Raw genomic sequence first — 22,740 nt, 5'->3', positions numbered from 1 at the left:
GGGGCTAGTCACCTCTTGCGTCTCTGGCATCTCGTGCGTCGGGGATGTCGAGGACCAGGCGGTCCAGGGCGTAGCGCGTGCGTGGGTTGCGGACAAGAAGGACGGCCGCGGCGAGCAGGAGCAGATCGCGGGCGATGTCGATGACGTAGCCGCTCTCGGCACCTTCCGTGAGGGTGCCTCCGCCGCCGAAGCAGCCGCAGTCGATGGACAGGCCGCGTGCCCACACCGAGGCGATGGCCGCGATGTAGACGGCGAGGAGTGCGGCCGTGACGACTGCCGCCGCCCGGGTGGCGAGCCCGGCCACGAGCAGCAGCGCCACCGCGATCTCGACGAACGGCAGTGCGCCGCCCACGAGTTGGGCCGTGTCGCCGGTGACGATCTGGTAGACGGCGACCGAGCGTTCGGCGTTCGCGAGGTCGCCGATCTTCACCAGGCCCGCGTAGCCCAGGACGCCGGCGAGCAGCAGCCGCGCGCCGACCATCAGTGCGGCGCTCATTTCGTCCGGGAGAACCGGTACGTGGCCACGCCGAGCGCGAGCGCGATGATCGCGACGAGGAGCCCGAGTTCGGCGGCGACGGGCGGCTGCCAGTCGCCGATCATCAGTCGTGTCTGGTCGGAGCTGAGCACGTCGGGGCCCGGCAGTGTCCTGCGGACGGCGTCGACCCCGTACGTCAGGGGGTTGAGTTTGACGACGACGGCGAGCCAGCCGGGCAGACCGTTCGGCGGGAACATCGCGCCGGAGAAGAACATGAGCGGCATCAGGCTCAGGTTCACGACGACCTGGAAGGTGTCGACCTGCCGGATCGTCACCGCCGCGAGCAGACCGAGCGCCGTGAACAGCAGGGAGACCAGGAAGACCTCGACGAGGACGAGCAGGAGTACGGGCTCGTAGCGGATGCTCGCGATGCCGCCGACACAGAGCACGAGCAGGCCGTAGATGCCGCCGGTGGTGGCGCCGCCGAGGGCGAGCCCGAGGACGATGCTGGGGCGCGGGAACGGGGCGACGAGCATCTGCCGCAGCACGCCGAGCCTGCGGTCCCAGACGAGTGAGATGCCCACGGCGATCGCCGGTGCCTGCACCGACATGACGAGCACGCCGGGGAACAGGAAGGCGCGGTAGTCGTTGAGCTGGGCCTTGCCGAGGTTGCCGGACGCCGCGTCGAGCCCGGTGCCGAGCACGACGAGGAACAGCAGCGGTGTGACCAGGCCCATGGCGAGGCGTACGGGGTTGTGGCGCAGGCGGATCATCTCCCGCCGCCACAGCAGGAGATAGGGGCGCAGGGCGCCCGGCCGCCGGTCGGGGGCGGCGCGGGGCCGCTCTTCGACGGGCGTCTGGGCGATGGTGTCGGTGCGGCTCACCGCAGTCCCTCCCCTATCGTGCCGAGAGTGTGCGCGTTCGCCGCGCTCTCCCGGATCTCGGACCCGGTGTGGTGCAGGAAGACGTCGTCGAGGGTGGGCGGCGCGATGGACACCGCCTTGACGGTGAGGCCGAGGCCGGTGCACAGCCGGGGCACGAGCGCGGCGCCGTTCGCGACCCTCAACAGCACTCCGTCCGGGTTGAGTTCGGCCGCGATCCCGAACCGTTCGGCGAGCGTGTCGACGGCGCGCGCGTCGTCCTCGGTGGACAGCATCACGAGGTCGGAGCCGATCACGGACTTCAGCTCGGCGGGCGTTCCCTGCGTGATCACCTTGCCGCGGTCGACGATCGCGACCTCGTCGCAGTGCTCGGCCTCCTCCAGCTGGTGCGTGGTGAAGAACAGGGTGATGCCCTGCTCTCGCCGCAGCCGGTCGAGGTGCTCCCAGACGGCGGCGCGGGTCTGCGCGTCGAGGCCTGTCGTCGGTTCGTCGAGGAAGAGGACGCGGGGCGAGCCGAGCAGCCCGCGGGCGATCTCCAGACGGCGTCGCAGGCCGGTGGAGAACTGCCGTACGGGAACCCTGCTGCGCTCGGAGAGCTCCATCAGGTCGAGCATCGCCGCGATCGCCGTGCGCGATTCGTGGCGCGGCATCCCGCACAGATCGGCCTGGAAGCGGAGGTTCTCGGTCGCCGTCAACTCCTGGTCCAGAGTGGACTCCTGGAAGACGATGCCGATGCTGCGGCGGACCTCGGCGGCCTGGGTCGCCACGTCGAAGCCGGCCACCTCCGCGCGGCCCGCGGTGGGCTTGAGCAAGGTGGTGAGCATGCTGATGGTGGTCGTCTTGCCGGCGCCGTTCGGGCCGAGGAAGCCGAACGTCGAGCCTTCCGGCACGGCCAGTTCGAGTCCGTTCACGGCCGCGTGGGTGCCGTAGTACGCGTAGAGGGCCTCGGCCCTGATCGCGGTGGCTGTCATGTGCGGCCTCCTTCCGGCAGGCGTGCGGCGAGGACGGTGCGGAACGCGCTGAGTTCGCCGGGTTCGTCGACCGGGCGCCCCTCGACCTCGACCCAGGCGTGCGCCCCGAACGGCTGAGTGCGAAAGCCGGTGCACCAGTCGGCCCAGCGGCCCTTCGACCGGCACAACAGGGCGGTGGCGACGGAGCGTTGGAGGCAGCCGAGGCCCGCGCACCGGGTGCTGACGGAGACGACGGAGCGGCGGGCGCGGGCGACGTCGGCGTACGCGGCGGGCCGGGCGCCGCGGCTGAGCACGCCGAGGACGCGGTGCAGGCGGGCCGGTGGCAGCCGGACCAGGAGGCGGGCGGCGCCGGCCGCGCAGCGGGGCGCGAGCTGGTGGCGCAGGGGGAGGCGGGCCGCGTGTTCGGCGACGGCGGGGGTGGTCACGGGGTGACCTCCAGCAGGTGCGCCGCGCTGAGCGAGTCGATGAGCGCCTGCACGTCCTTGCGCGCCCGGTCCTCGGCGACCGGCGCCACCTCGGACATGCTCGCGGCGACCTCGTCGGGGGCGTGCCCGTCGAGCAGCCTGCGCAGGACGGCGGATCCCGAGGCGTTCAACTGCCAGTACCGGCCGTGCCGTCCGTCGAGCAGGACGGCCCCCGACTCGACGTCGGTGAGCGTGACGTCGCGGGCGAGGCTCAGCTTCATCTGCGTACTCCTGTGTCCTGGACATCCGCGTCCCGCTGGGGGCTCGTGTGCGTACGGAGCCAGCTCTCGCACGCCACGGTGGTGTCGATCGGCTGGAGATGGTGGGACATCGGGCCCGGGTTGAGGACCGCGGCCCGGAACTTCTCCGGGTCGATGAGGCCGAGTCCGGCGAGGCGCGAGTCCTCGGCGAGTTCCAGGATCCGGGCCCGGTTGCGGGCGAGGCCGCGGAACGCCTCGGCGCTGAACTCGCCCTTGTCGCGGCGGTCGAGGATGCCGTCGGGCACGGCGCCGCGCACCGCGTCGGTCAGCAGCGGCTTGAACCGGCCGCTCGCCAGGCGTTCCTCGACACGGGTGGCGAGTGCGGCCTCGATCACCCGGTCGTCGAGGAACGGTGCGTCCCAGACGATGCCGGTGCCCGCGAGGGCCGTGTTGACCTGGCGGATCGTGGAGCCCTCGAAGACGAGGGAGGCGAGCGCCTGGTGCCGGGCCCGGTCCGCGTCCAGCGGTTCGGGCTGCTCGGCGGCGGCCCTGGTGAGCAGTCGTCGGACCTCGGCCACCGCTTCCGGCGTCGCCCAGGCGGGCATCCGGGGCGCGAACACCCAGCCGAAGTCGGGTTCGTCGAGCGGCGGGGGCGGGTCGCCGATCCGGGCGGCGACCCGGGCGAGGCCGCGCGAAAACGTCGACCGGTCGGCGAGGGCCCGTACGGTGCCGCCCCACGACCAGCGGTTGGCGAGCCGGTAGCGGTTGACCAGGCGCAGGCCGCTGACGGGCCGGGCGCGCGCCAACGACCAGGCGGAGGTGGGCATCCGGCCGAAGAGTTCGTCGCCGCCGAAGCCGCTCAGGTGCAGTGCGGAGCCCTCGCCGTGGGCGCGCCGGGCGAGGTCGCGGATGTGGGTGAGTCCGGAGGCCCAGGTCGACGGGCCTTCGGGTGCGGCGTCCGCGTGGTCGGCGGTGTAGCCGACGTCGAAGAGGTTCTCGGCGCGGTCAGAGGTGAGCGTGTGGTGGCGGGCCCGCGGCAGCAGGGCGGACGCCTTGTGTGCCCACGCGGTGTCCTCGTTCGCGCTGTCGAGGGGGGCCACGTGGTACGTGACGAGGTCGGCGCCCGCCACGTCGGCGAGGAAGCACAGCGAGGTGGAGTCCATGCCGCCGGACAGGTCGGCGCTGATCGTCCGGTCGGGGCGTACGCGGGCGGCGAGCGCGTCGGTCAGGGCCGAGCGGACGGCGCCCGCGCCCTCGGCCAGCGACAGCGTCGCCTCGGGCAGCCGCCACCAGCGCACCTGCCGGGCGCGGCCGTCCGCGTCGAGGTGCAGCCAGTGTCCGGTCCTGAGCGCCTCGATGCCGCGGCGGACGGGCCGCTGGGCGAGGGGCCAGGGGGCTCCGCCCGGCGCGAGCAGCCGGGCGGCGAGGACGGTCTCGTCGAGGCCGGCGCCGGTGAGCCGCTGGAGCGGTGCCACGCCGCTCGCCGCCACGGTGACGCCGTCGACGGCGGCCGCGTAGATCTGTCGGACGCCGACGACGGAACCCTGGACGCGGGTCTGCCCGTCCATCGACACCAACAGGTGGAAGTTTCCGGTGAGTTGAGTGGCGATCCGGTCGGCGTCGCGCGGGGTGCGCAGTCGGCCGAGCCGGTCGGCCGCGGTGTTCTCGTCGAGGTCGGTGTGCCCGATGACCACCATCCGGCGCGGCCCGGCCTCGATCACGACGGCCTCGCCCTCGGGCCAGTCGCCCAGGATCCAGGGCCGTCCCGACGCGTGGTCGATCCTGCGCCTCGCCGGCAGGTCCGCGGCGGGCGCGGCCGCCGCCGGGCAGTCCGGCAGAACTGCGAATTCCATGTCGTCCCGTTCCCCCGGGCGGTGCCGGTGTGTCCGAGTGGACACACCGGCACCGCAGGTGTTCACCAGAAGCAGACGACGGCGTAACCACAGCCGGCGAAGTCGTTGCAGCTGCCGACGCCGAGGCACTTGGTGAGCTCGTCGAAGTCGCCGACTTCCTGGAGCATCGGGGGCTCGTAGATCTCAACAGACATGGATTTCCTCCCGGTTGAGCCGGTCGTCCGGGCCGACCTGTACGGCCCGGAAGCGACTGACAGAGAGGAAGCTATGGCATGGCATGTCCCAAAGTCGTGGGACAAGTGCCTCACCCAGGTCCCGTCACGCGTCCCACCGCCGGTGCCGTACGTAGCCGAGGGCGAGCGCCGCCGCGGTCCATACGAGCAGGACGACGCAGCCGCGTACGGCGTGGTCCGCGTCGACGGTGAGCATCTGGGTGCCGGCCCGGTCGGGGAAGTAGCGGGCGAGTTCCTTCGTCGCCCCGATGACGGAGAGGATCTGCGACCCGGCGAGCACCATCGGCAGCATGATCGCGAGGGGCAGGACGGCGCTGCGTGCGGCGGCTGCCACCCCGGCGGCGAACAGGCTCATCAGCGTCAGATAGAGCACCGCTCCGGCCAGCGCGCCGGGCACGCCGTCGTCACTGATGGACGCGCCGTGCGGGCCGAGCGCGGCCTGCGTGGCCAGGTAGCCGACGACGGTGACGGGGATCGCGACGAGCAGCGCGGCGGCCGCGGTGACGGTGAGTTTCGCCGCGTAGAGGCGGCCGCGCCGGGGCACGGCGAGCAGCGAGACGCGCATCATGCCGGAGCTGTACTCGGAGCTGACCACGAGCACCCCGAACACGATCAGCGCGAGCTGCCCGTACAGAATGCCGTCCAGGCCCGCCTGTTGGGCGGTGAAGTCGTCGCGCAGCATGCCGTTGTCGGACTCGATCGCCGACTTCGCGGACCAGCCGCCGAGGGCGCCGATCGCGATACTGAGCGGCACGAACAGGAGCAGCGCGAGGAAGGTGGCGCGGATCGCGCGCACCTTGATGAACTCGGCCCTGACCGCCGCGATGACCTCAGACACGGGAGTTCCTTCCGGGCTGCTCCTGCTTGCCGACCATGGTGAGGAAGGTCTCCTCCAACGAGGCGGTGTGCGTGCTGAGTTCGTCGAGCACGAGACCGGCCGCGGCGGCGACGCCGCTGACCTCGGCGGCGGTCAGTCCCGACACCTCCGTGCTGCCGTCGGAGCCGACGCCGAGGACGGCGCCCTTGCGCTCCAACTCCCTTCCCAGGGGGCCGGGTTCAGGTGTGCGGACGCGTACGTACGAGCGTCCGTGGCGCTGGATGAAGTCCTGCATCCCCGTGTCGGCGAGGAGCCGGCCGCGGTCGATGACGACGAGGTGGTCGGCGACCATCGACATCTCTGCCATCAGATGGCTGGAGACGAGGACGGTGCGGCCCTCGGCCGCCTTCGCTCGCAGCAGTTCCCGCAGCCAGCGGATGCCTTCCGCGTCGAGACCGTTGACGGGTTCGTCGAGCATCAGGACGGGCGGGTCGCCGAGCAGCGCGGCGGCGAGCCCGAGCCGCTGGCCCATGCCGAGCGAGAAGGTTCCCACGCGGCGCCGGGCGGCGTCGGTGAGCCCCACCGCGTCGAGGACCTCGTCGACGCGCCGGCGCGGGATCCCGTTGCTCCGGGCCAGCCAGCGCAGATGGTCGACCGCGGTCAGGCTCCGGTGCGCGGCCGAGGTCTCCAGGAGGGCGCCCACGTGCCGGGCGGGGTGGCGCAGCTGCTGGTAGGGGTGCCCGCCGATCCGCGCGGATCCCTCGTCGGGGCGGGTCAGGCCGAGCATCATCCGCAGGGTCGTGGACTTGCCGGCTCCGTTGGGTCCCAGGAACCCCGTGACGGTCCCGGGCCGCACCGTGAAGGTGAGCCCGCCGACGACGGTGTGCTCCCCGTAGCGCTTGGTCAGGTTCAAGGCTTCGATCACACGACGAGTCTCCCGGGACGCCTCCCGCGACCACATCGGTCCCGGGACGGGAAGACCGCACGGGCCCGGCGCCGCGAACCCATACTTGAGAATGAGGCCGGTTCCGGCCATCCGTCGCAGCTCGATCCGGGTACGGCGTCGCGGCCCCTCAATACGGCAGGGTCGCCTCGACCCGGAAGCCGCCGCCCGCGCGCGGCCCCGCCGTGAGGGTGCCGCCGTGGGCGGCGGCCCGCTCCCGCATCCCGACCAGGCCGAGGCCGCCGCCGGGCACGGCGGGCCGGTGCGGCGCCCCCGGCGCCGGCCCCTCGTCGACGACGTCGATGGCCAACAGGCCTTCCTCCGCCGCCACCCGGACCCGGCAACTCGTCGGGGCGGCGTGCTTCACGGCGTTGGTCAGGGCTTCCTGCACGATGCGGTACGCGGAGGTGGCGACGCCGTCCGGGGGCTGCTGCGGCCAGTGCGCGCGCAGGTCGACGCGGACGCCCGCGGCCTCGGCCGTCGCCGCGAGCTCGGACAGGGCGCCGAGCCCGGGCAGAGGCCGCAGGTCGCCGGGGTCGGCCCGGTCGGGAGCCTCCTCGTCCCTGCGCAGCAACGTGAGGGTGGACCGCATGTCACGCAGTGCCTTACGGCTGACGTCCTCGATCACGACGAGGGCCTCCCGCGCTTCGTCGGGGCGGATGTCGACGACGTGGTTGGCGACGCCGGCCTTGACCGCGATGAGGCCCACGCTGTGCGTGACCACGTCGTGGATGTCGCGGGCGATGCGCAGGCGTTCCTCGACCTTGGCCCGCTCGGCGGTCTGCTCGATGACGCGCCGCAGGCTCTCCCGCCGCTCCCCCACGGCCGCCCCCGCCGTCCAGGTCGCGCCGAGGACCAGCACCCCGAACACCCCCTGCACGGCGCCGGTCCCGCCCTCGTAGTGGCGGCCGCCGCTCATGGTCAGCAGGCCCGCGCCGGCCACGCAGATCCCGCCGACGACGACCGCGGTGCGGCCGGTCCCGCGCCGCGTCACGGCCACCGGGTACAGGGCGTAGGCGGCGGCGAGAAAGGGGATCGGGCCGAGCCCGTACGTGAGTGCCGCACAGGCCACGACCAGCACGAATCCAAAGACCGGAAGCGGCCACAGGCGTCGTGCGACCAGGGGCAGCGCGGCGGCGAGGGAGAGCGGCCAGCCACCCGCGCCCGCCGCCGCGCCCTCCAGCGCGGGCCGCAGCGGCGCCAGTTGCACCAGCAGCGCGAACCCGAGCGCGGCCGGCACGTCGAGCAGGACCAGGCGCCGGGCACGGATATCGACCACGCGGCTAACGACCATGCGGCGAAAGTATTCGTTCGACCGGTCACACGTCCAACGCCACCCGCACTGACCGAGAACCATCGCTGGGCCGCCCCTAACCGGAAGGTAACCACCCCACTTGAAAGGAGAACTTGCGTTCCCCTAAATCACCTCCACATACTCAACACGCGTAGCGCCATGCCCCCTCCTCCCCCACCTCTCTCATCTCCCACGCGGGCGGATGATGACTAGAAGGAGTCTTCGGGAAATGACATCAGCCGTCGAAATAAACCTGCTGATTCGCAGCGACGACCCCGTGGCGCTCGCCGGCATCAGGGCGATCGTCGACGAGGACGCCTCGATGACTCTCATATGTCACCCCGGCGACAGCACGGACGGCCGCCGATGTCAGCCGAGCACGACGGCACGGCCCCACGTCATCATCCTCGGCGAGCCGCCGTCGAAGCGGTTCATCTGCGAGAACGTACAAGCGACTCTTTCCACGTACGGACACGCGACGAGCCGACCGAAAACTCTCGTCGTGTCGCGGAACGATGACGACGACGTGATAGTGGCGGCTCTGCGCGTCGGTGTCAACGGCTATATCTCGCGCATCGGTTCACCGGAAGAACTACTCCACTCCATTCGCATCGTGGCCCAGGGCGGGGCTGTATTCAGCCGTACGATCGCGGCCAGATTCAGCAGATACTTCTCCACGATGCCGAGCATTCCGGAGCTGACAGGATTCGCGGATCTGACCGCGCGCGAACTGGAAATCCTCGAACTTCTCGCGGACGGCCTGAGAAACCAGCAGATCGCCCGCCGGCTCTTCCTCGCCGAAAAGACGGTCCGTAACTACGTCACCCGCATCTTCGCCAAGCTGGAGGTCCACGACCGCGCCTCGGCCGCGATCCGCGCCCGCGACGCGGGCTTCGGCGGACAGCCGGAGCTGCTGCTGGGCCAGGGCGCCTGAGCAGGACACGCCCTAGGGCCGGGGTGCGAAGGCAGACGAGTCGGGCTGTACGCCGGGTTCTGTGCCCCGGGACCTCGCGGTCGTCGGGGCGACGGCCATCCATCTACGACCGGCGTTGCCACCGGCCTCCTGCGGTCTACCCGCGAACATCGGGCGGGCAGCCCTCGATCGTCCGCGCAGAACCGTCTCCGAAGAGGCGGTCCCTCTTGACCTTGCTCCAGGTGGGGTTTACCTAGCCGCCTGAGTCACCTCAGGCGCTGGTGGTCTCTTACACCACCGTTTCACCCTTACCGAGGGCCTTGCGGTCCCCGGCGGTCTGTTTTCTGTGGCACTGTCCCGCGGGTCACCCCGGGTGGCCGTTAGCCACCACCTTGCCCTGTGGAGCCCGGACGTTCCTCGGGAAACCCCCGAAGGGATCCCACGCGGCCGCCCGCCCGGCTCGTCTGCCGTGCGGCCATCCTACCTGGCGGCGTGGCGGCACCCGTCCGCTTGACCCTGCCGTAGCGTCAACGTTTCTACTGAGGGCATGCGGATCGGAGAGCTGGCCCGGATCGTCGGTGTCACCACACGCGCCATCAGGCACTATCACCACCTCGGGCTGCTGCCCGAGCCCGAACGCCTCGCCAATGGGTACCGGGAGTACGGGCTGCGGCATGCCATCGAGCTCGCCCGGATCCGGCGGTTGACCGAGCTGGGGCTCGGGCTGCCCGAGGTGCGGGACGTGCTCGCGGAGGACGCGGGGCGCGACCTCGTCGAGGTGCTCGCCGAGCTGGACGCCGATCTGGCCCGCCAGGAGGCCGCCATCCACGAGCGGCGGGCGCGGCTGCGGGATCTGCTGTCCGACGCCGAGCGGGGGCGACTGCCCGCCGATGGGCCTTTGTCCCCCGAACTGAGCGCGTTCTTCGGCGAGCTGGGGGACGAGCTGCGCGAGTCGCCGATGGCCGCGAAGGACCGCGAGGTGCTCGCCCTCATCGACACGGCGGCGCCGCCCGAGGACCGCGAGCAGCTGATGTCGGTGCTGCTGCCCGCCCTTTCCGGTCCCGACGCCCTCGCTGCCGCCCGGGACGTGTACGCGCGGCTCGACGCGCTCGCCGACGCCCCGGTGGACGACCCCCGGGTGGCCGAGGCGGCGCGGGCGCTGGCCGCGTGCGTACCGCCCGACCTGCCGACCGGCGAGGCGCTCGCGGAGGGGAACACCCTGCTCGACACCTTCCTCGCCGACTTCTCCCCCGCCCAGGCCGAGGCCGTACGGCGTGCGCTGCACATGGCCGCCGAGGGCGGTGCGCCGTGACGGCCCTGCGGACGTCGCTGCGCGTCCTCGCCTACGCGGCCCTGGCCGCCGAACTGGTCGTCACCGTATGTCTGTTGGCGGGCACGCGGCCGCCCCGCGCCGTCGAGGCCGCGGTCGTCGCGGTGCTCGTCGTCGAGGTCTGCGGGCTCGCCGTGCTGTACCGGCGCGGCGGCCGGGACGCCGTGCGGGAGGTCGTTCCCGACAAGGTCCGCCGGATCGCCGGGCACGAGCTGCGGGTGTTCGCGAGCCTCGTGCGGTGGGCGGCGCGGCGGCGGCACGGGGTTCCGGCCGGGGCGAGCGCGTTCCCGTACGCGCGGGGCCAGGCCGTGATGATGTACGGCATCACGTTCGTGTGCGTCGTCGAGTCCTTCGGGATGTGGGCGTTGCTGCGCGACTGGCCCACGCTCCATCACATCGTCCTTTTCCTCGACGTCTACACGGTGCTGATGGTGCTCGGCCTGCACGCGGCGTCCGTCACCCGGCCGCACGTCGTCACCGATGACGCGCTGCGGGTGCGCCGCGCCGCCCATGTGGATCTGCGGATACCGCTGGAGCGGATCGCGTCGGTGCGCCGAGAGAACAAGTACACGCACACGCCGCGCGAGGGCGAACTGAATCTGGACGTCGGCGCCCAGACCAGCATCACCCTCGAACTCACCGACCCCGTACGGCACTTCACGTTCCTCGGCCGCCCGCAGGACATCCACCTGGTGCGCCTGCACGCGGAGGATCCCGAGCGGCTCGCGCGCGCCCTGGAGCAGCGGCTCACGCCGGCGTGAACAGCACCTTCATCGACCCCGGGTCCGCCTGCGTGAGCCGGACCCGCAGCCGCTCCCCCAGCGGCAGCGCGGACGTGCCGCCCTCGACCCGGGCGACGACGGCGGGGTCGGTCAACTGCACGGTCCCGGCGGCCGGTTCACGGTCCTTCACGTCCACGACCACCGCGTCGAAGATCTCGCCGACCCGGTGCCCCAGGAGCGCCGCCTCGACGATGTCGACGCACTCGCGCTCCACGGTGTTCGCGCGGCGGGTGCCTTCCGCCATTTCCTTCGGGAGCTCGTCCAGAGCCGTCAACACCCATTCGGGAACGCCCCGCCCGGCGCAAGCGGCGAGGCACAGCTCGGACGCGTAGCGGTCGACGAGGCGGCGCAGCGGGGCCGTGCAGTGGGTGTAGGGCGCGGCGACGGCGGCGTGTGTGGCGAGCGCCGGGGCCTCGCCGCCGCGGAAGGCCGTGTAGCCCGCGCCGCGCAGCAGCGTCGTGCACTCCTGGAGGAACGCGGCGTGGTGCGGGATGCGCGGGTCGAGGGAGCGGACGAGGTCGGAGTACGGGACGTGGTGCGGCCACTCGATGTGCAGGGCCTTCGCGGTGCGGCGAAGACGGCCGACCGCGCCGTCGGGGGCGGTCGGCAGCGTACGCAGGATGCCGGTGCCCGAGGCGAGCATCAGATCGGCGGCCGCCATGCCGGTGAGCAGCGAGATCTGGGCGTTCCATGAATCGGCGGGCAGCGGGGCACGGTAGGCGAGTTCGTACGCGGTGTCGCTCGCGACGATCTCCTGCTCGGGCACATCGAGCGAGATGCCGCCGCGTTCGACCTCCAGCTGTTCGCGCAGCAGCCCGATGTCCTTGAGCAGGGCGACCGGCTCCTCGGCGCTCCCGTCGTCGATGGCCTTCTGCACGCCCGCGTAGTCGAGCTTGGCGCGGCTGCGGACGAGGGCGCGGACGACGTCGGTGGTCTCGGCGCGCCCGTCGGCGTCCAGGTCGATCGTCCACAGGACGGCCGGGCAGGTCTGGTCGGGCAGCAGGCTGGCGGCGCCCTCGCTGAGCGCGGTGGGGTGCAGCGGGACCTTCTCGTCGGGGAAGTAGAGGGTGGTGACGCGGCGGTGCGCCTCGACGTCGAGGGCGCCGCCGGGTGTGACGTACGCGGCGACGTCGGCGATCGCGTACCGCACGCGGTAGCCGCCGCCCGGGCGCCGGGACAGGTGCATGGCCTGGTCGAGGTCGGTCGACGTGGGCGGGTCGATCGTGAAGAAGGGGACCGCCGTCTCGTCGCGGTCCGGGAGCCAGGGCGGCGCGGCGGCGACGCGCTCCGCTTCCGCGAGCACGTCGGCCGGGAACTCCTCGGGCACGTCCAGCTTCGTACGCAGTTCGCGCAGCACGGCGCCGAGCGGCTCCCGCGCGGCGCCGGTCACACGGAGGTGGCGGCGGGGCATGGCACGAGCGTAGGCGCGGGCAGCGGGGACGGCACGCCGTAGGCTGGGGCGTCGAATCCCCTTGTGTTCCCGTACGTGCTTGAGGAGTGCCCCGTGCTTGTGCTGTTGCCGCCGTCGGAGGGTAAGGCCGCTTCCGGACGCGGGGCGCCGCTGAAGCCGGAAGGGCTCGCGCTGCCGGGGCTCGCCGAGGCGCGGGCGGCCGTCCTGGACGAGCTGGTGGAGCTGTGCGCGGCCGACGAGGAGAAGGCGCGCGAGGTGCTCGGCCTGAGCGAGGGGCTGCGCGGCGAGATCGCCAAGAACGTGGAGCTGCGCACGGCGGGCGCGCGCCCGGCGGGCGAGATCTACACCGGCGTCCTGTACGACGCCCTGGACCTGGCCTCCCTCGACGCCGCCGCGAAGAAGCGGGCGGCGAAGTCACTGCTCGTGTTCTCCGGGCTGTGGGGCGCGGTCGGCGTGACCGACAGGATCCCCTCCTACCGGTGCTCGATGGGCGTGAAGCTGCCGGGGCTCGGCGCGCTCGGGGCGTACTGGCGCGGGCCTATGGCCGAGGTGATGCCGGCGGCCGCCGGTGACGGGCTCGTACTGGACCTGCGGTCCTCCGCGTACGCGAGCGCGTGGAAGCCGAAGGGCGAGGTGGCGGATCGGACGGCGACGGTGCGCGTGCTGCACGCGCCGACCCGCAAGGTCGTCTCTCACTTCAACAAGGCGACCAAGGGGCGGATCGTCCGGTCGCTGCTGATGGCGGGATCCGCGCCGGCCGGGCCCGCCGAGCTCGTCGACGTACTGCGGGGCCTCGGGTACGTCGTGGAGGTCGAGGAGCCCGCGAAGGCCGGGCGGCCGTGGAACCTGGACGTGCTGGTGGACGAGGTCCACTGACCCGCGACACCATCGATTGCAGCATGCGCAACGCCCTTTGCGCATGCTGCTGCGGGCGGGGCAGGATGGGGCCATGACCTCGACTGCCGCCGCCTCTGCCGGCTCCGCCTCCGTGCTGGATCTCGCCCCCGTCGTCCCCGTCGTCGTGGTGGAGGATGTCGCTGACGCGGTGCCGCTCGCGCGGGCGCTCGTCGCGGGCGGCCTCCCCGCCATCGAGGTGACCCTGCGCACGCCCGCCGCGCTCGACGCGATCCGGGCGATCGCCGCCGAGGTCCCGGACGCCGTCGTCGGCGCGGGCACCGTGATCTCGCCCGCGAACGTCGCCGACTCGGTGGCCGCGGGCGCCCGCTTCCTGGTCAGCCCCGGCTGGACGGACACGCTGCTCGACGCGATGAAGGGGTCGGGCGTGCCGTTCCTGCCGGGCGTCTCCACGACGTCGGAGGTCGTGGCGCTGCTCGAACGCGGCGTGCACGAGATGAAGTTCTTCCCGGCGGAGGCCGCGGGCGGCACCGCGTACCTGAAGTCGCTGGCGGGCCCGCTGCCGCAGGCCCGGTTCTGCCCCACGGGCGGCGTCTCGCCGGCCAACGCGCCCGGCTATCTCGCGCTGAAGAACGTCGGCTGCGTGGGCGGCAGTTGGATGCTCCCCGCCGACGCGATCGCGGCGAAGGACTGGGACCGGGTCGAGGCCCTGGCCCGCGAGGCGTCCTCGCTGCGCTGAGCGGTCCCTACGCCAGGTGCGCTGTCTCGTTGAGGCAGCGCACGCTCGCGTTCCCGTCCGCGTAGTACGCGACCGTGGTCAGGGACGCCGCCGCGAGCTCCATGCGGAACATCGCCTCCGCGGGGGCGCCGAGCGCGAGCCGCACCAGCGTCTTGATCGGCGTCACGTGGCTGACCAGCAGCGCGGTGCGCCCCCGGTACGCGACGGTCAGCCGGTCCCGCGCCTCTGCGACCCGCTCGGCGACCTCGGCGAAGCTCTCGCCCCCGCCGGTCGGGGCGGCGTCGGACGAGGCGAGCCAGGCGCTCAGGTCGTCCGGGTAGCGGGCGCCCGCCTCCTTGAACGTGAGCCCCTCCCACGCGCCGAAGTGCGTCTCGCGCAGCCCTTCGTCGACGTGTACGTCGAGTCCGAGGCGCGCGGCGACGACGGCGGCGGTCTCCCGGCAGCGCGTGAGGGGCGAGGCGACGATCGCCTCGACGCCGCCACGCGCGGCCAGGGCATCGGCGGCGGCCGCGGCCTGCGACCGCCCGACCTCGGACAACTCGGGGTCCCCGCCCCCACTCCCGGAAAACCTCTTCTCGGGCGTGAGGGCGGTCTCCCCGTGCCGAAGCAGGAGGAAGGTGGAGCCGGTCAAATCAAGCCCCTGCGGCGTTTGAGCAGCGGGGTCCGGGGCAGAGCCCCGCGACCGCGACGCCATCCGCCTACAGCCCCGACTCGGACGTCCGCACCAGGATCCGCCGACAGTTCTCGCACCGCACCACGGCATCCGCCGCAGCCGCCCGGACCTCGTTCAGCTCCGTGATGTTCAGCTCGAGCCGGCACCCCTCACAGCGCCGCTGGAACAGCTTGGCCGCGCCGACCCCGCCCTCCTTCACGCGAAGCTTGTCGTACAGCTTCAGCAACTCCGCCGGGATCGACCCGGCGACGACCTCGCGCTCCTTGGTGGCGGAGGAGATGTCGGCCTCGATGGCGGCAGCCGCCCCGTCACGCCGCGAGACCGCGTCGTCGGCCTTGGCCTGCACCGAGGAGAGCCGCTCGGACAGCTCACCCGCGCGCTCCTGCGCGGACTCGCGGCGCTCCATGACCTCAAGGACGACGTCCTCCAGGTCACCCTGGCGCTTGGCCAGCGAGACGATCTCGCGCTGCAGGTTCTCCAGGTCCTTGGGGGACGTGACCGCGCCGGAGTCGAGGCGCTTCTGGTCGCGGGCGGCGCGCTGGCGGACCTGGTCGACGTCCTGCTCGGCCTTGGTCTGCTCGCGGGCGCAGTCGCTCTCCTCGGTCGTCGCGGCGACGTGCAGGTCGCGCAGCTGCGTGAGGTCCTTGGTCAGCGACTCGACCTCGGCGTGCTCGGGCAGCGACCGCTCCTTGTGAGCGAGTTGCTGGAGACGGGTGTCCAGGGCCTGGACGTCGAGAAGACGGATCTGGTCGGCGGGCGCGGCGTTCAGTTGGGGGCTCCAAAAGTAGATACAGACTGAGGGGAGGACGCCGCGTGGGCGGTCCAGGGATCGGTGACCGTGTTCGAGACGTGGACCCGCAGGTCCCATCCCTCGCGGTCGGAGATCTCGTCGAGCTGAGCTGCGGCCAGCTCGCACCAGGGCCACTCGGTGGCCCAGTGCGCCGCGTCGAGCAGCGCCAGAGGCGTGGTCTCGCGGGCCTCGCTCACCGGGTGGTGGCGCAGGTCCGCGGTGAGGAAAGCGTCGACGCCCGCCGCACGCACCTCGTCGAAGAGGCTGTCGCCGGAGCCACCGCTCACAGCGATCGTACGCACCCTCGCGTCGAGGTCCCCCGCGACCCGGATGCCCTGCGCGGTGGCCGGCAGCCAGTCGGCGGCGCGGCCCGCGAGCTCGCGCAGCGTCAGCGGGTGCTCCAGCTCGCAGACCCGGCCGAGGCCGCGGCGGCCCGTGGGGTCGGTGGGGTCCGGGACCAGCGGGCGTACGACGCGGACGTCGAGCGCGCCCGCGAGTGCGTCGGAGACGCCGGGGTCGGCCTTGTCGGCGTTGGTGTGCGCGACGTGCAGCGCGATGTCGTTCTTGATCAGCGTGTGGACGGCGCGGCCCTTGAAGTGCGAGGCCGCCACCGTCGTCGTACCGCGCAGGTAGAGGGGGTGGTGGGTGACCAGCAGGTCCGCGCCGAGCTTCACCGCCTCGTCGACGATCTCCTGGACGGGGTCGACGGCGAAGAGCACCCGGCCCACCTCGGCGTCCGGGTCGCCGGCGACCGTGCCGACCGCGTCCCATCCCTCGGCGAGGGCCGGGGGCCAGAGGGCTTCGAGAGCGGCGGTTACTTCAGACAGACGGGGCACGCAGACAGGTTACCTGCGCCGCCCGCCCCACCCCCAAGCCCGGCCCGTCCCGCCCCGGCCCGGAAGGGGTGAGCAGGAGAGCACACGGGACCCATCGTTCACAGCCAATTCGGGGCATGGCCCACCTTTCGTGTGAAACGGCGGGCGCGAGGTGCCACGGAGGTTCGTGCGAAAACTAGCGTCGGCCCGAACAAGCGGAGGTGACTGATCCATGACGGCTCTGGCCACGGAACCCACGCCGGAGACTCGGGCACGACCGCCGCACACCGGATGTGTGCTCACGATGGACGCGTCGTACGCGGCGCGCCTCGCACGGCACGGCACGAGCCCCGACTCGTGGTTCCCCGAGCGCTGGACCCTGGACGGACCCGAGCCGTACGCGGTCCCGCTGCCGGGACCCCAGCCGGAGGAGCCCGGCACCGCCGTGCTGCCCCTCACCGACGGCCGGGTGCTGATCCAGCGCGCCGCGGCGGGGCGCCAGATGTTCTCGCTGCTCTACCCGACGGGCCCCGGCACGGGCGAGGTGCCGCTCGGGTCCGTGGAGTGCGAGGAGCTCACCCTGCTGCCGCCCGCGCCCGACGGGCGGTGTGGCTACGCGCTGGCGGCCGGCGAGAAGTCGACCGCGGTGTGGCAGGTGGCCGGCACCGGCTCCGGGCCCGAACTGCTCGCCGAGGTGCCGGGGCACTGCTCGGGCGGGGTCTGGCTGTCCCGCGAGGCCCGGCTGCTCGCCCTCGACCGCGCACCGGCGGACGCGGGCGGCGCGGGCGACGGCGGCCCGGTGAAGACGGTGGTGGTGGATCTGGACCGGGGCGGCGAGGTCTCCCCACTCCTCCAGATCGCCGAGGACAGCGAGGACCGGCTGCTTCTCGCCGATCTCGACAGCGGCCTGATCCTGCTCCGCTCGGACGCTCCGACGCCGGGTGAACTCCGGCTCGGCTGGGGCGTGTTGGGCAGTACGCTGCCGATCCGCTTCCCTGAGTCGCTGCGCCTCACCGACTGCGAGCTGACGCCCTTCGCCATCCAGCCGGGACAGTCGCTGATGCCGGAGGGCTGCGCGGTGGCGCTGCACGTGGCGAGCGCGGAGGGCGGCGCCCCGTGGCTCGGCCTGTGGCGGCCCGCGGACGGCCGGATGCATCAGGTCGCGGCGCCCGGCGGATGGCTCGCGGGCAGCGGCTTCTTCTCGCGCGACGGGGTGCTCTCCCTCCCATACGTCACCGAGGAGGTGCCGTGCGGGCTCGCGAGGCTCCCCGCGCCCGAGCCCGGCCCCGCGCGGCGGGAGCCGAGGGAGGAGTCCGGACCGCCGGAACCCGCCGCGGCGCGTCCCGTCCCCCTGGCCCAGGCACCCCTCGGTGGCCGAGCCACGGACCGTTAGACTTTCCCGGCTGCAACTGAAAGATCTTGTACGTGTTTACGGGGTGAATGTTCCGATGGCGCAAGGCAACGGCACAGATGTCGAGTTCGACACGGAGACGGCGCACCGCGCGCGGGCCGGCTCGGGTCGGCACCGCGGCGAGGTGTCCTCGCCGTCCATGGTGGGCGGCGACCAGGAATCGAGGCCGCGCGGGCGGCACCGTGGGCCGCGTGCCGACGAGGCGTAACGCTCGACACTCGATGTGAGGAAACGTATCTCTGAGGGGCCCGGCGCGAGCCGGGCCCCTCAGTCATGTCCAGACAGTCATGTCCTCGGCCGGTCTCAGCCGTGTTTGAGGCCGAGCACCTCCGCGGCCGCGAACGTCTCGTTCGGGGGCCGGTCCTTGTAGTGCGGGGTGAGCAGCGCGTCGAGTTCGTCGTACGTGAACGCGTCCTTGGCCGTGTCGAACTTCGCCTGCACCCTGGGCCGGTCGACGACGGCGACCATGCCGCCGTGCACCACGAGCAGTTGGCCGTTGACGTTGCCCGCGGCGGGTGCGGCGAGGTAGCCGACGAGCGGGGCGACGTGCTCGGGCGCGAGCGGGTCGAGCCCGTCCTCCGGCTCGGCGAACCCGGCGAAGACGTCCTCCGTCATACGGGTGCGGGCCCTGGGGCAAATGACGTTGGCGGTCACCCCGTACTTGGCGAGCGCGAGCGCCGTGGACGTGGTCAGCCCCACGATGCCGCCCTTCGCCGCGGCGTAGTTGGGCTGACCTGCCGAGCCCGCGAGGAACGCCTCGGACGAGGTGTTGATGACGCGCCCGTAGACCGGGCCGCCGGCCGCCTTCGAGGCCTCGCGCCAGTGGCGGGCCGCGAAGTGGCTGGTGTTGTAGTGGCCCTTGAGGTGGACGTGGATGACCGAGTCCCACTCCTGCTCGGTCATCGAGAAGATCATGCGGTCGCGGAGGATACCGGCGTTGTTGACCAGGATGTCCAGTTGACCGTAGGTGTCGATCGCCAACTGGACGAGTTCCCCGGCCTGTTGGTGGTCGGCTACGTCACCGGTGTGCGCGGTGGCTGTACCGCCCGCGGCCTCGATCTCCGCGACGACCTGCTCCGCGGGGCCTGTCGTGGCCTCGCCGGAGCCGTCCCTGCCGGGTTGGCCGAAGTCGTTGACGACGACGTTGGCGCCGAGGCGGGCGAGTTCGAGGGCTTCGGCACGGCCGAGGCCGCGGCCGGCACCCGTGACGATGGCCGTGCGGCCGGTGAGCGGCGTAGACATACGGTTGCGGTTCCTCTCCGAGATGTGTTGCTGCGACGGCGTTGCGGGCGCGGGGCTCTGCCCCGGACCCCGCTGCTCAATCACCGCAGGGGCTTGATCGCCTACAGCTCGATGCACGTTCGCAGCGCGACGCCCGTTCGCATCTGGTCGATGGCCTCGTTGATCTCCGACAGGGGCACCCGGTGGGTGATCAGGGACTCCAGGTCGATGCGTCCCGCCCGCCACAGGGCGATCGCCCGCTCGTAGGACTGGAGGACGTCACCGCCGCCGTACATCGACGGCAGGATCTTCTTCTCGTCGAAGAACAGCTCGAACATGTTGAGTTGGAGGAAGTCGTCCATCGCGCCCGCGCCGACGACGCAGAGCGTGCCGCCGCGGCGCGTCGTCTCGTACGCCGTGCGGGCGGTGGCGGACTTGCCGACGACCTCGAAGACGTAGTCGAAGCCCTCGCCGCCGGTGATGTTCTGCTTGGCGTCGGCCAGTTCGTCCGGTGAGATCGCCTGCGTCGCGCCGAACTTGAGGGCCGACTCGCGCCGCGACTCCACCGGGTCCACGGCGACGATCTGCGCCGCGCCCTTGAGCCGCGCGCCCTGGATCGCGGAGATGCCGACGCCGCCGCAGCCGATGACGGCGACGGACGAGCCGGCCTGCACGTCAGCGGTGTTGATCGCGGCGCCGAGCCCGGTGGTGACGCCGCAGCCGATGAGCGCCGCGATGTCGAAGGGCACGTCGTCGGGGATCGGTACGGCGCACGCCGCGTCGACCACGACCTCCTCGGTGAAGGTGCCGGTTCCCGCGAAGCCGAAGACGTCGCCGCCGGGGCGCTTGAAGTTGGGGGTGCCGGCGTTCATGAATCCGGCGAGACAGAGCTCGGTCTGGCCGCGCTTGCAGGCGGGGCAGGTGCCGCAGGCGGGCAGCCAGCACATCAGGACCCGCTGGCCCGGGGCCAGGTTCGTGACGCCGTCGCCGACCTCGATGATCTCGCCCGCGCCCTCGTGTCCCGGGATGAACGGGGCCGGCTGCGGCAGCACCCCGTTCATCGCGGAGACGTCGGAGTGGCACAGGCCGGTGGCGCGCAGCCGGACCCGTACCTTGCCCGGGCCGAAGCCGACCGTCTCGACGTCGTCCAGTACCTCGAGTTTGTCCTGGCCTATCTCGTGCAGTACGGCTGCTCGCATGGCGTGCGGCTCCTTCGGGTGTGATCTGCTTCCTGCGGGGCTCAGTTGTGGTCGACGAGCGTGTCCGCGAGCACCGGCGTGTCCTCGCGTTCCACCGCGGTGACCGTGACCTGCACCCGGCCCGGCTGCTCCCACATACGGATGCGCAGCGTCTCGCCGGGGAGGACGATCCCGGCGAAGCGTGTGCTGTACCGGGTGATGCGGGAGACGTCGCCGCCGAGAGCCGTGTCCGCGACCGCCTTCAGCGTCATGCCGTAGCTGCACAGGCCGTGCAGGATCGGCTTGTCGAAGCCGGCCAGCTTGGCGAACTCCGGGTCGGCGTGCAGCGGGTTCCAGTCGCCGGAGAGGCGGTAGAGGAGGGCCTGGTCCTCGCGGATGGCGCGCTCGACGGTGCGGTCGGGCGCGCGCTCGGGGACGTCGAGGCGCTCGGAGGGGCCGCGCTCGCCGCCGAACCCGCCCTCTCCTCGTACGAAGATCTGGGAGTCGCTGGTCCACAACGGGCCGTCCGCGTCGGCGACTTCGCTGCGCAGCACGAGCACGGCGGCCTTGGTCTTGTCGTAGACGGCGGCGACGCGCGAGGTGGTCGTGGCCCTGCCCTTGACCGGGATGGGGCGGTGCAGCTCGATGGTCTGGCCGCCGTGCAGCACGTGCGCGAGGTTCACGTCGACGCCGGGCGCGGAGAGGCCGCCGACGACGCCCATGCCGGCGCCCGCGACGGTCGCGAAGCTCGGCAGGACGTGCAGCTTCGACTCGAGCGTGTAGCGCAGCTCGTCGGGGTCGGTGGCGGGGCGGCCCGCGCCGAGACCCAGGTGGTAGAGCTGGATGTCCTTATGGTCCCAGGTGATCTCGGCGGACCTGGGCTCTGCGGCTACGGCCTTCGCGGCGTCGATGGGCATTGAGGCAAACGCTCCTAAGGCTGGTCGAAGACCTCGGTGCGACCGTCCGCACCGTCGGCCGCACCGAGGTCGTCACGGGCCGGATCGGTTCTAGAACCTGTTTCATTCCTCCGGCGATCCCCATGTATAGCCAAGTGCGGTTGGCTTGGGAAGAGTCGCGAACGGGTTTTCTGACACTACGTCAGATACGGGCGGCCGGGCGACGGCCGTGACATTTGTACTGCCGAACCGGGGACAAGCGGATCTGCCCTCCCCTGGGTACCCGTTCGTACGCTTCCGGCATGACATCGAAGACGAAGGCGGCCGGCCGGGAGTGCGACAGGCGGGACGGGGCGGGCAAGCAGGACTGGCCCGTCGCCGGCATCGGCGGCGCACGGGTGAACGGGTACACGATGCTGCCCTGGCTGGTCCTCGGCCTCGGAGCGCTCTCGAACCTCCTCCAGGGCGAGACCCCGAACCCCTGGGTCGGCGGCATCGGCCTCCTGACCTTCAACTCCCTCTACATCTACGTGGCGTTCCGGTCCTTCGTCCCGGTCACCCGCGACGCCCTCTCCACCCGCCTCGCGCTGCTCGCGATGGCCGTCGTGACGTGCACGCTCGCGGGTCTGTACGGCGGCAGCTGGGTGGCGTTCTTCCCGCTGCTCGGGCTCGCGGCCGGGGCGGCGATGCGGGGGCGGCACCTCGTCAAGGTCGCCATCGTTCTCTCCGCGCTCGGCGGCGCCGTCGCCGGTGCGCAGAACCCGAGCACGGGGGCGACCGTCGGCTACGCCACGTTCCTTTCGACGATGGTGACCGCGGCGATCCTCTCGCTCGGCGAGACCGTACGGGAGCTGCGCGCGACCCGGGAGGAGCTGGCGCGCAACGCGGTGGCCGAGGAACGGCTGCGCTTCTCCCGTGACCTGCACGATCTGCTCGGCCACACGCTTTCGGTGATCGTGGTGAAGTCGGAGGCCGCGCGCCGTATCGCGCCGCGCGACATCGACGCGGCGCTCGATCAGGTCAGCGACATCGAGGCGGTGGGCCGGCAGGCGCTCACCGAGATCCGCGAGGCGGTGAGCGGCTACCGGGAGGGGAGCCTCGCCATGGAGCTGGACCGGGCACGCTCGGCCCTCACAGCGGCGGCCATCGAGCCCGTCGTACGTCAGTCGGGGCCGCCGTTGTCGGCGCGGACGGAGGCGTTGCTGGGGTGGGTGGTGCGGGAGGCGGTGACGAACGCGATCCGGCACAGCGCGGCCACGACCTGCACGATCACCATCGAGGGTGCGGACGACCTGGTCCGGCTCCGGGTCACGGACAACGGGGCGGGCCCCGCACCCGCCGTCGGCGGCACCGGCCTCAAGGGCCTGACCGAACGCCTCGCGGCGGCGGGCGGGTCCCTGGAGGCGGGCGAGTCCCCTGCGGGCGGCTTCGAGGTCCGCGCGGAACTCCCGACGACAGACCGCAAACTCACCCCGCCCACCACGGCTCCCCAGCCGTGACGCCCATTACCGTTTTCGTGGAGCCCGGTTCGGGTTCGTGGCCTCCAGGGCCGGTAGGACTTGTTGCCCCTGTCGTTGATGATCCGGGGGGTGCTG

At 72.3% G+C, this 22,740-nt stretch carries 24 protein-coding genes, 1 other RNA gene and 1 pseudogene; 8 read left to right on the top strand and 18 right to left on the bottom strand.

Translation table 11 applies throughout. The features are described 5' to 3' along the window. Positions 1–4 precede the first annotated feature (4 nt). The 10 genes from ACFYWS_RS26325 to ACFYWS_RS26280 all read right to left on the bottom strand — a co-directional run bounded on the left by ACFYWS_RS26325 (position 5) and on the right by ACFYWS_RS26280 (position 8,131). Positions 5–496, bottom strand: coding sequence for a MauE/DoxX family redox-associated membrane protein (locus ACFYWS_RS26325; protein WP_389280583.1), 492 nt, complete (start codon positions 494–496; stop codon positions 5–7). Continuing rightward, positions 493–1,359, bottom strand: a complete 867-nt coding sequence (locus ACFYWS_RS26320; protein WP_389280582.1) for an ABC transporter permease — start codon at positions 1,357–1,359, stop codon at positions 493–495. Before ACFYWS_RS26320 ends, ACFYWS_RS26325 begins: the two co-directional genes overlap by 4 nt. Continuing rightward, positions 1,356–2,327: an ATP-binding cassette domain-containing protein gene (locus ACFYWS_RS26315; protein WP_389280581.1), complete on the bottom strand. Its 972-nt coding sequence runs from the start codon at positions 2,325–2,327 to the stop codon at positions 1,356–1,358. Before ACFYWS_RS26315 ends, ACFYWS_RS26320 begins: the two co-directional genes overlap by 4 nt. Next, a complete protein-coding gene (locus ACFYWS_RS26310) occupies positions 2,324–2,752 on the bottom strand; it encodes a lasso peptide biosynthesis B2 protein (RefSeq protein ID WP_389280580.1) in 429 nt (142 codons plus the stop codon). The genes ACFYWS_RS26315 and ACFYWS_RS26310 overlap by 4 nt, the downstream gene beginning before the upstream one ends. After that, on the bottom strand, positions 2,749–3,012 hold the full coding sequence (locus tag ACFYWS_RS26305; RefSeq protein WP_389280579.1) for a lasso peptide biosynthesis PqqD family chaperone: 264 nt from the start codon (positions 3,010–3,012) through the stop codon (positions 2,749–2,751). Before ACFYWS_RS26305 ends, ACFYWS_RS26310 begins: the two co-directional genes overlap by 4 nt. Then, positions 3,009–4,844, bottom strand: coding sequence for a lasso peptide isopeptide bond-forming cyclase (locus ACFYWS_RS26300; RefSeq protein ID WP_389280578.1), 1,836 nt, complete (start codon positions 4,842–4,844; stop codon positions 3,009–3,011). The genes ACFYWS_RS26305 and ACFYWS_RS26300 overlap by 4 nt, the downstream gene beginning before the upstream one ends. A gap of 62 nt (positions 4,845–4,906) precedes the next feature. Continuing rightward, the gene (locus tag ACFYWS_RS26295) at positions 4,907–5,038 is read right to left on the bottom strand and encodes an aborycin family tricyclic lasso peptide (protein WP_311306310.1); all 132 of its coding nucleotides are present in this window, start codon (positions 5,036–5,038) and stop codon (positions 4,907–4,909) included. Between the two features lie 124 nt (positions 5,039–5,162). Further along, on the bottom strand, positions 5,163–5,915 hold the full coding sequence (locus ACFYWS_RS26290) for an ABC transporter permease (RefSeq protein ID WP_389280577.1): 753 nt from the start codon (positions 5,913–5,915) through the stop codon (positions 5,163–5,165). Beyond that, positions 5,908–6,819 carry an ABC transporter ATP-binding protein gene (locus tag ACFYWS_RS26285; RefSeq protein WP_389280576.1) on the bottom strand — a complete coding sequence of 304 codons (912 nt, stop codon included), beginning with the start codon at positions 6,817–6,819 and terminating at the stop codon, positions 5,908–5,910. The genes ACFYWS_RS26290 and ACFYWS_RS26285 overlap by 8 nt, the downstream gene beginning before the upstream one ends. A gap of 148 nt (positions 6,820–6,967) precedes the next feature. Next, positions 6,968–8,131, bottom strand: a complete 1,164-nt coding sequence (locus ACFYWS_RS26280) for a sensor histidine kinase (protein WP_389280575.1) — start codon at positions 8,129–8,131, stop codon at positions 6,968–6,970. Between the two features lie 229 nt (positions 8,132–8,360). Here ACFYWS_RS26280 and ACFYWS_RS26275 point away from each other — a divergent pair, with 229 nt between their 5' ends. After that, complete coding sequence (locus tag ACFYWS_RS26275; RefSeq protein ID WP_389280574.1) at positions 8,361–9,065, top strand: DNA-binding response regulator; 705 nt, start codon at positions 8,361–8,363, stop codon at positions 9,063–9,065. 32 nt (positions 9,066–9,097) lie between these two features. Here ACFYWS_RS26275 and rnpB read toward each other — a convergent pair. Then, positions 9,098–9,507: RNase P RNA component class A (gene rnpB, locus ACFYWS_RS26270), an RNA gene on the bottom strand. A gap of 84 nt (positions 9,508–9,591) precedes the next feature. Between rnpB and ACFYWS_RS26265 the strand changes: the two genes are divergently transcribed. Further along, the gene (locus ACFYWS_RS26265) at positions 9,592–10,356 is read left to right on the top strand and encodes a MerR family transcriptional regulator (RefSeq protein ID WP_389280573.1); all 765 of its coding nucleotides are present in this window, start codon (positions 9,592–9,594) and stop codon (positions 10,354–10,356) included. Further along, positions 10,353–11,135 (top strand): hypothetical protein, encoded by a 783-nt coding sequence (locus ACFYWS_RS26260; RefSeq protein ID WP_389280572.1) that lies wholly within the window; start codon positions 10,353–10,355, stop codon positions 11,133–11,135. The genes ACFYWS_RS26265 and ACFYWS_RS26260 overlap by 4 nt, the downstream gene beginning before the upstream one ends. Here the strand turns inward: ACFYWS_RS26260 and ACFYWS_RS26255 are convergent. Further along, positions 11,122–12,567 carry an RNB domain-containing ribonuclease gene (locus ACFYWS_RS26255; RefSeq protein ID WP_389280571.1) on the bottom strand — a complete coding sequence of 482 codons (1,446 nt, stop codon included), beginning with the start codon at positions 12,565–12,567 and terminating at the stop codon, positions 11,122–11,124. The genes ACFYWS_RS26260 and ACFYWS_RS26255 overlap by 14 nt on opposite strands. 93 nt (positions 12,568–12,660) lie before the next feature. On the opposite strand from ACFYWS_RS26255, the gene yaaA reads away from it, so the two are divergent. Next, complete coding sequence (gene yaaA, locus ACFYWS_RS26250; protein WP_389280570.1) at positions 12,661–13,443, top strand: peroxide stress protein YaaA; 783 nt, start codon at positions 12,661–12,663, stop codon at positions 13,441–13,443. A gap of 73 nt (positions 13,444–13,516) precedes the next feature. Beyond that, a complete protein-coding gene (gene eda / locus ACFYWS_RS26245; protein WP_389280569.1) occupies positions 13,517–14,161 on the top strand; it encodes a bifunctional 4-hydroxy-2-oxoglutarate aldolase/2-dehydro-3-deoxy-phosphogluconate aldolase in 645 nt (214 codons plus the stop codon). Between the two features lie 7 nt (positions 14,162–14,168). Here eda and ACFYWS_RS26240 read toward each other — a convergent pair. The 3 genes and pseudogenes from ACFYWS_RS26240 to ACFYWS_RS26230 all read right to left on the bottom strand — a co-directional run. Next, a pseudogene (locus ACFYWS_RS26240) lies at positions 14,169–14,828 on the bottom strand (histidine phosphatase family protein); the annotation flags it as partial. 31 nt (positions 14,829–14,859) lie between these two features. Beyond that, positions 14,860–15,603, bottom strand: coding sequence for a zinc ribbon domain-containing protein (locus ACFYWS_RS26235; protein WP_389281042.1), 744 nt, complete (start codon positions 15,601–15,603; stop codon positions 14,860–14,862). Beyond that, on the bottom strand, positions 15,600–16,460 hold the full coding sequence (locus ACFYWS_RS26230; protein ID WP_389280568.1) for a Nif3-like dinuclear metal center hexameric protein: 861 nt from the start codon (positions 16,458–16,460) through the stop codon (positions 15,600–15,602). Before ACFYWS_RS26230 ends, ACFYWS_RS26235 begins: the two co-directional genes overlap by 4 nt. 211 nt (positions 16,461–16,671) lie before the next feature. Here ACFYWS_RS26230 and ACFYWS_RS26225 point away from each other — a divergent pair, with 211 nt between their 5' ends. Beyond that, a complete protein-coding gene (locus ACFYWS_RS26225; RefSeq protein WP_389280567.1) occupies positions 16,672–17,832 on the top strand; it encodes a hypothetical protein in 1,161 nt (386 codons plus the stop codon). 55 nt (positions 17,833–17,887) lie between these two features. Beyond that, positions 17,888–18,058 (top strand): hypothetical protein, encoded by a 171-nt coding sequence (locus ACFYWS_RS26220; protein ID WP_389280566.1) that lies wholly within the window; start codon positions 17,888–17,890, stop codon positions 18,056–18,058. 95 nt (positions 18,059–18,153) lie between these two features. Here the strand turns inward: ACFYWS_RS26220 and ACFYWS_RS26215 are convergent, their stop codons facing one another. The 3 genes from ACFYWS_RS26215 to ACFYWS_RS26205 form a co-directional block, all read right to left on the bottom strand. Next, positions 18,154–19,092, bottom strand: a complete 939-nt coding sequence (locus tag ACFYWS_RS26215) for a 3-oxoacyl-ACP reductase (protein WP_389280565.1) — start codon at positions 19,090–19,092, stop codon at positions 18,154–18,156. Between the two features lie 101 nt (positions 19,093–19,193). Further along, the gene (locus ACFYWS_RS26210; protein WP_389280564.1) at positions 19,194–20,270 is read right to left on the bottom strand and encodes a Zn-dependent alcohol dehydrogenase; all 1,077 of its coding nucleotides are present in this window, start codon (positions 20,268–20,270) and stop codon (positions 19,194–19,196) included. A gap of 41 nt (positions 20,271–20,311) precedes the next feature. Further along, positions 20,312–21,166: a MaoC/PaaZ C-terminal domain-containing protein gene (locus ACFYWS_RS26205; RefSeq protein ID WP_389280563.1), complete on the bottom strand. Its 855-nt coding sequence runs from the start codon at positions 21,164–21,166 to the stop codon at positions 20,312–20,314. Between the two features lie 281 nt (positions 21,167–21,447). On the opposite strand from ACFYWS_RS26205, the gene ACFYWS_RS26200 reads away from it, so the two are divergent. Next, entirely contained in the window at positions 21,448–22,644 is a 1,197-nt protein-coding gene (locus ACFYWS_RS26200; protein ID WP_389280562.1) for a sensor histidine kinase, read from the top strand. The last annotated feature ends 96 nt before the right edge of the window (positions 22,645–22,740 follow it).

This window comes from Streptomyces sp. NPDC002795, assembly GCF_042888725.1.
Lineage (GTDB): Bacteria > Actinomycetota > Actinomycetes > Streptomycetales > Streptomycetaceae > Streptomyces.
Note: the sequence above shows the minus strand (reverse complement) of the source record. Positions and strands in the feature narration are given on the sequence as shown.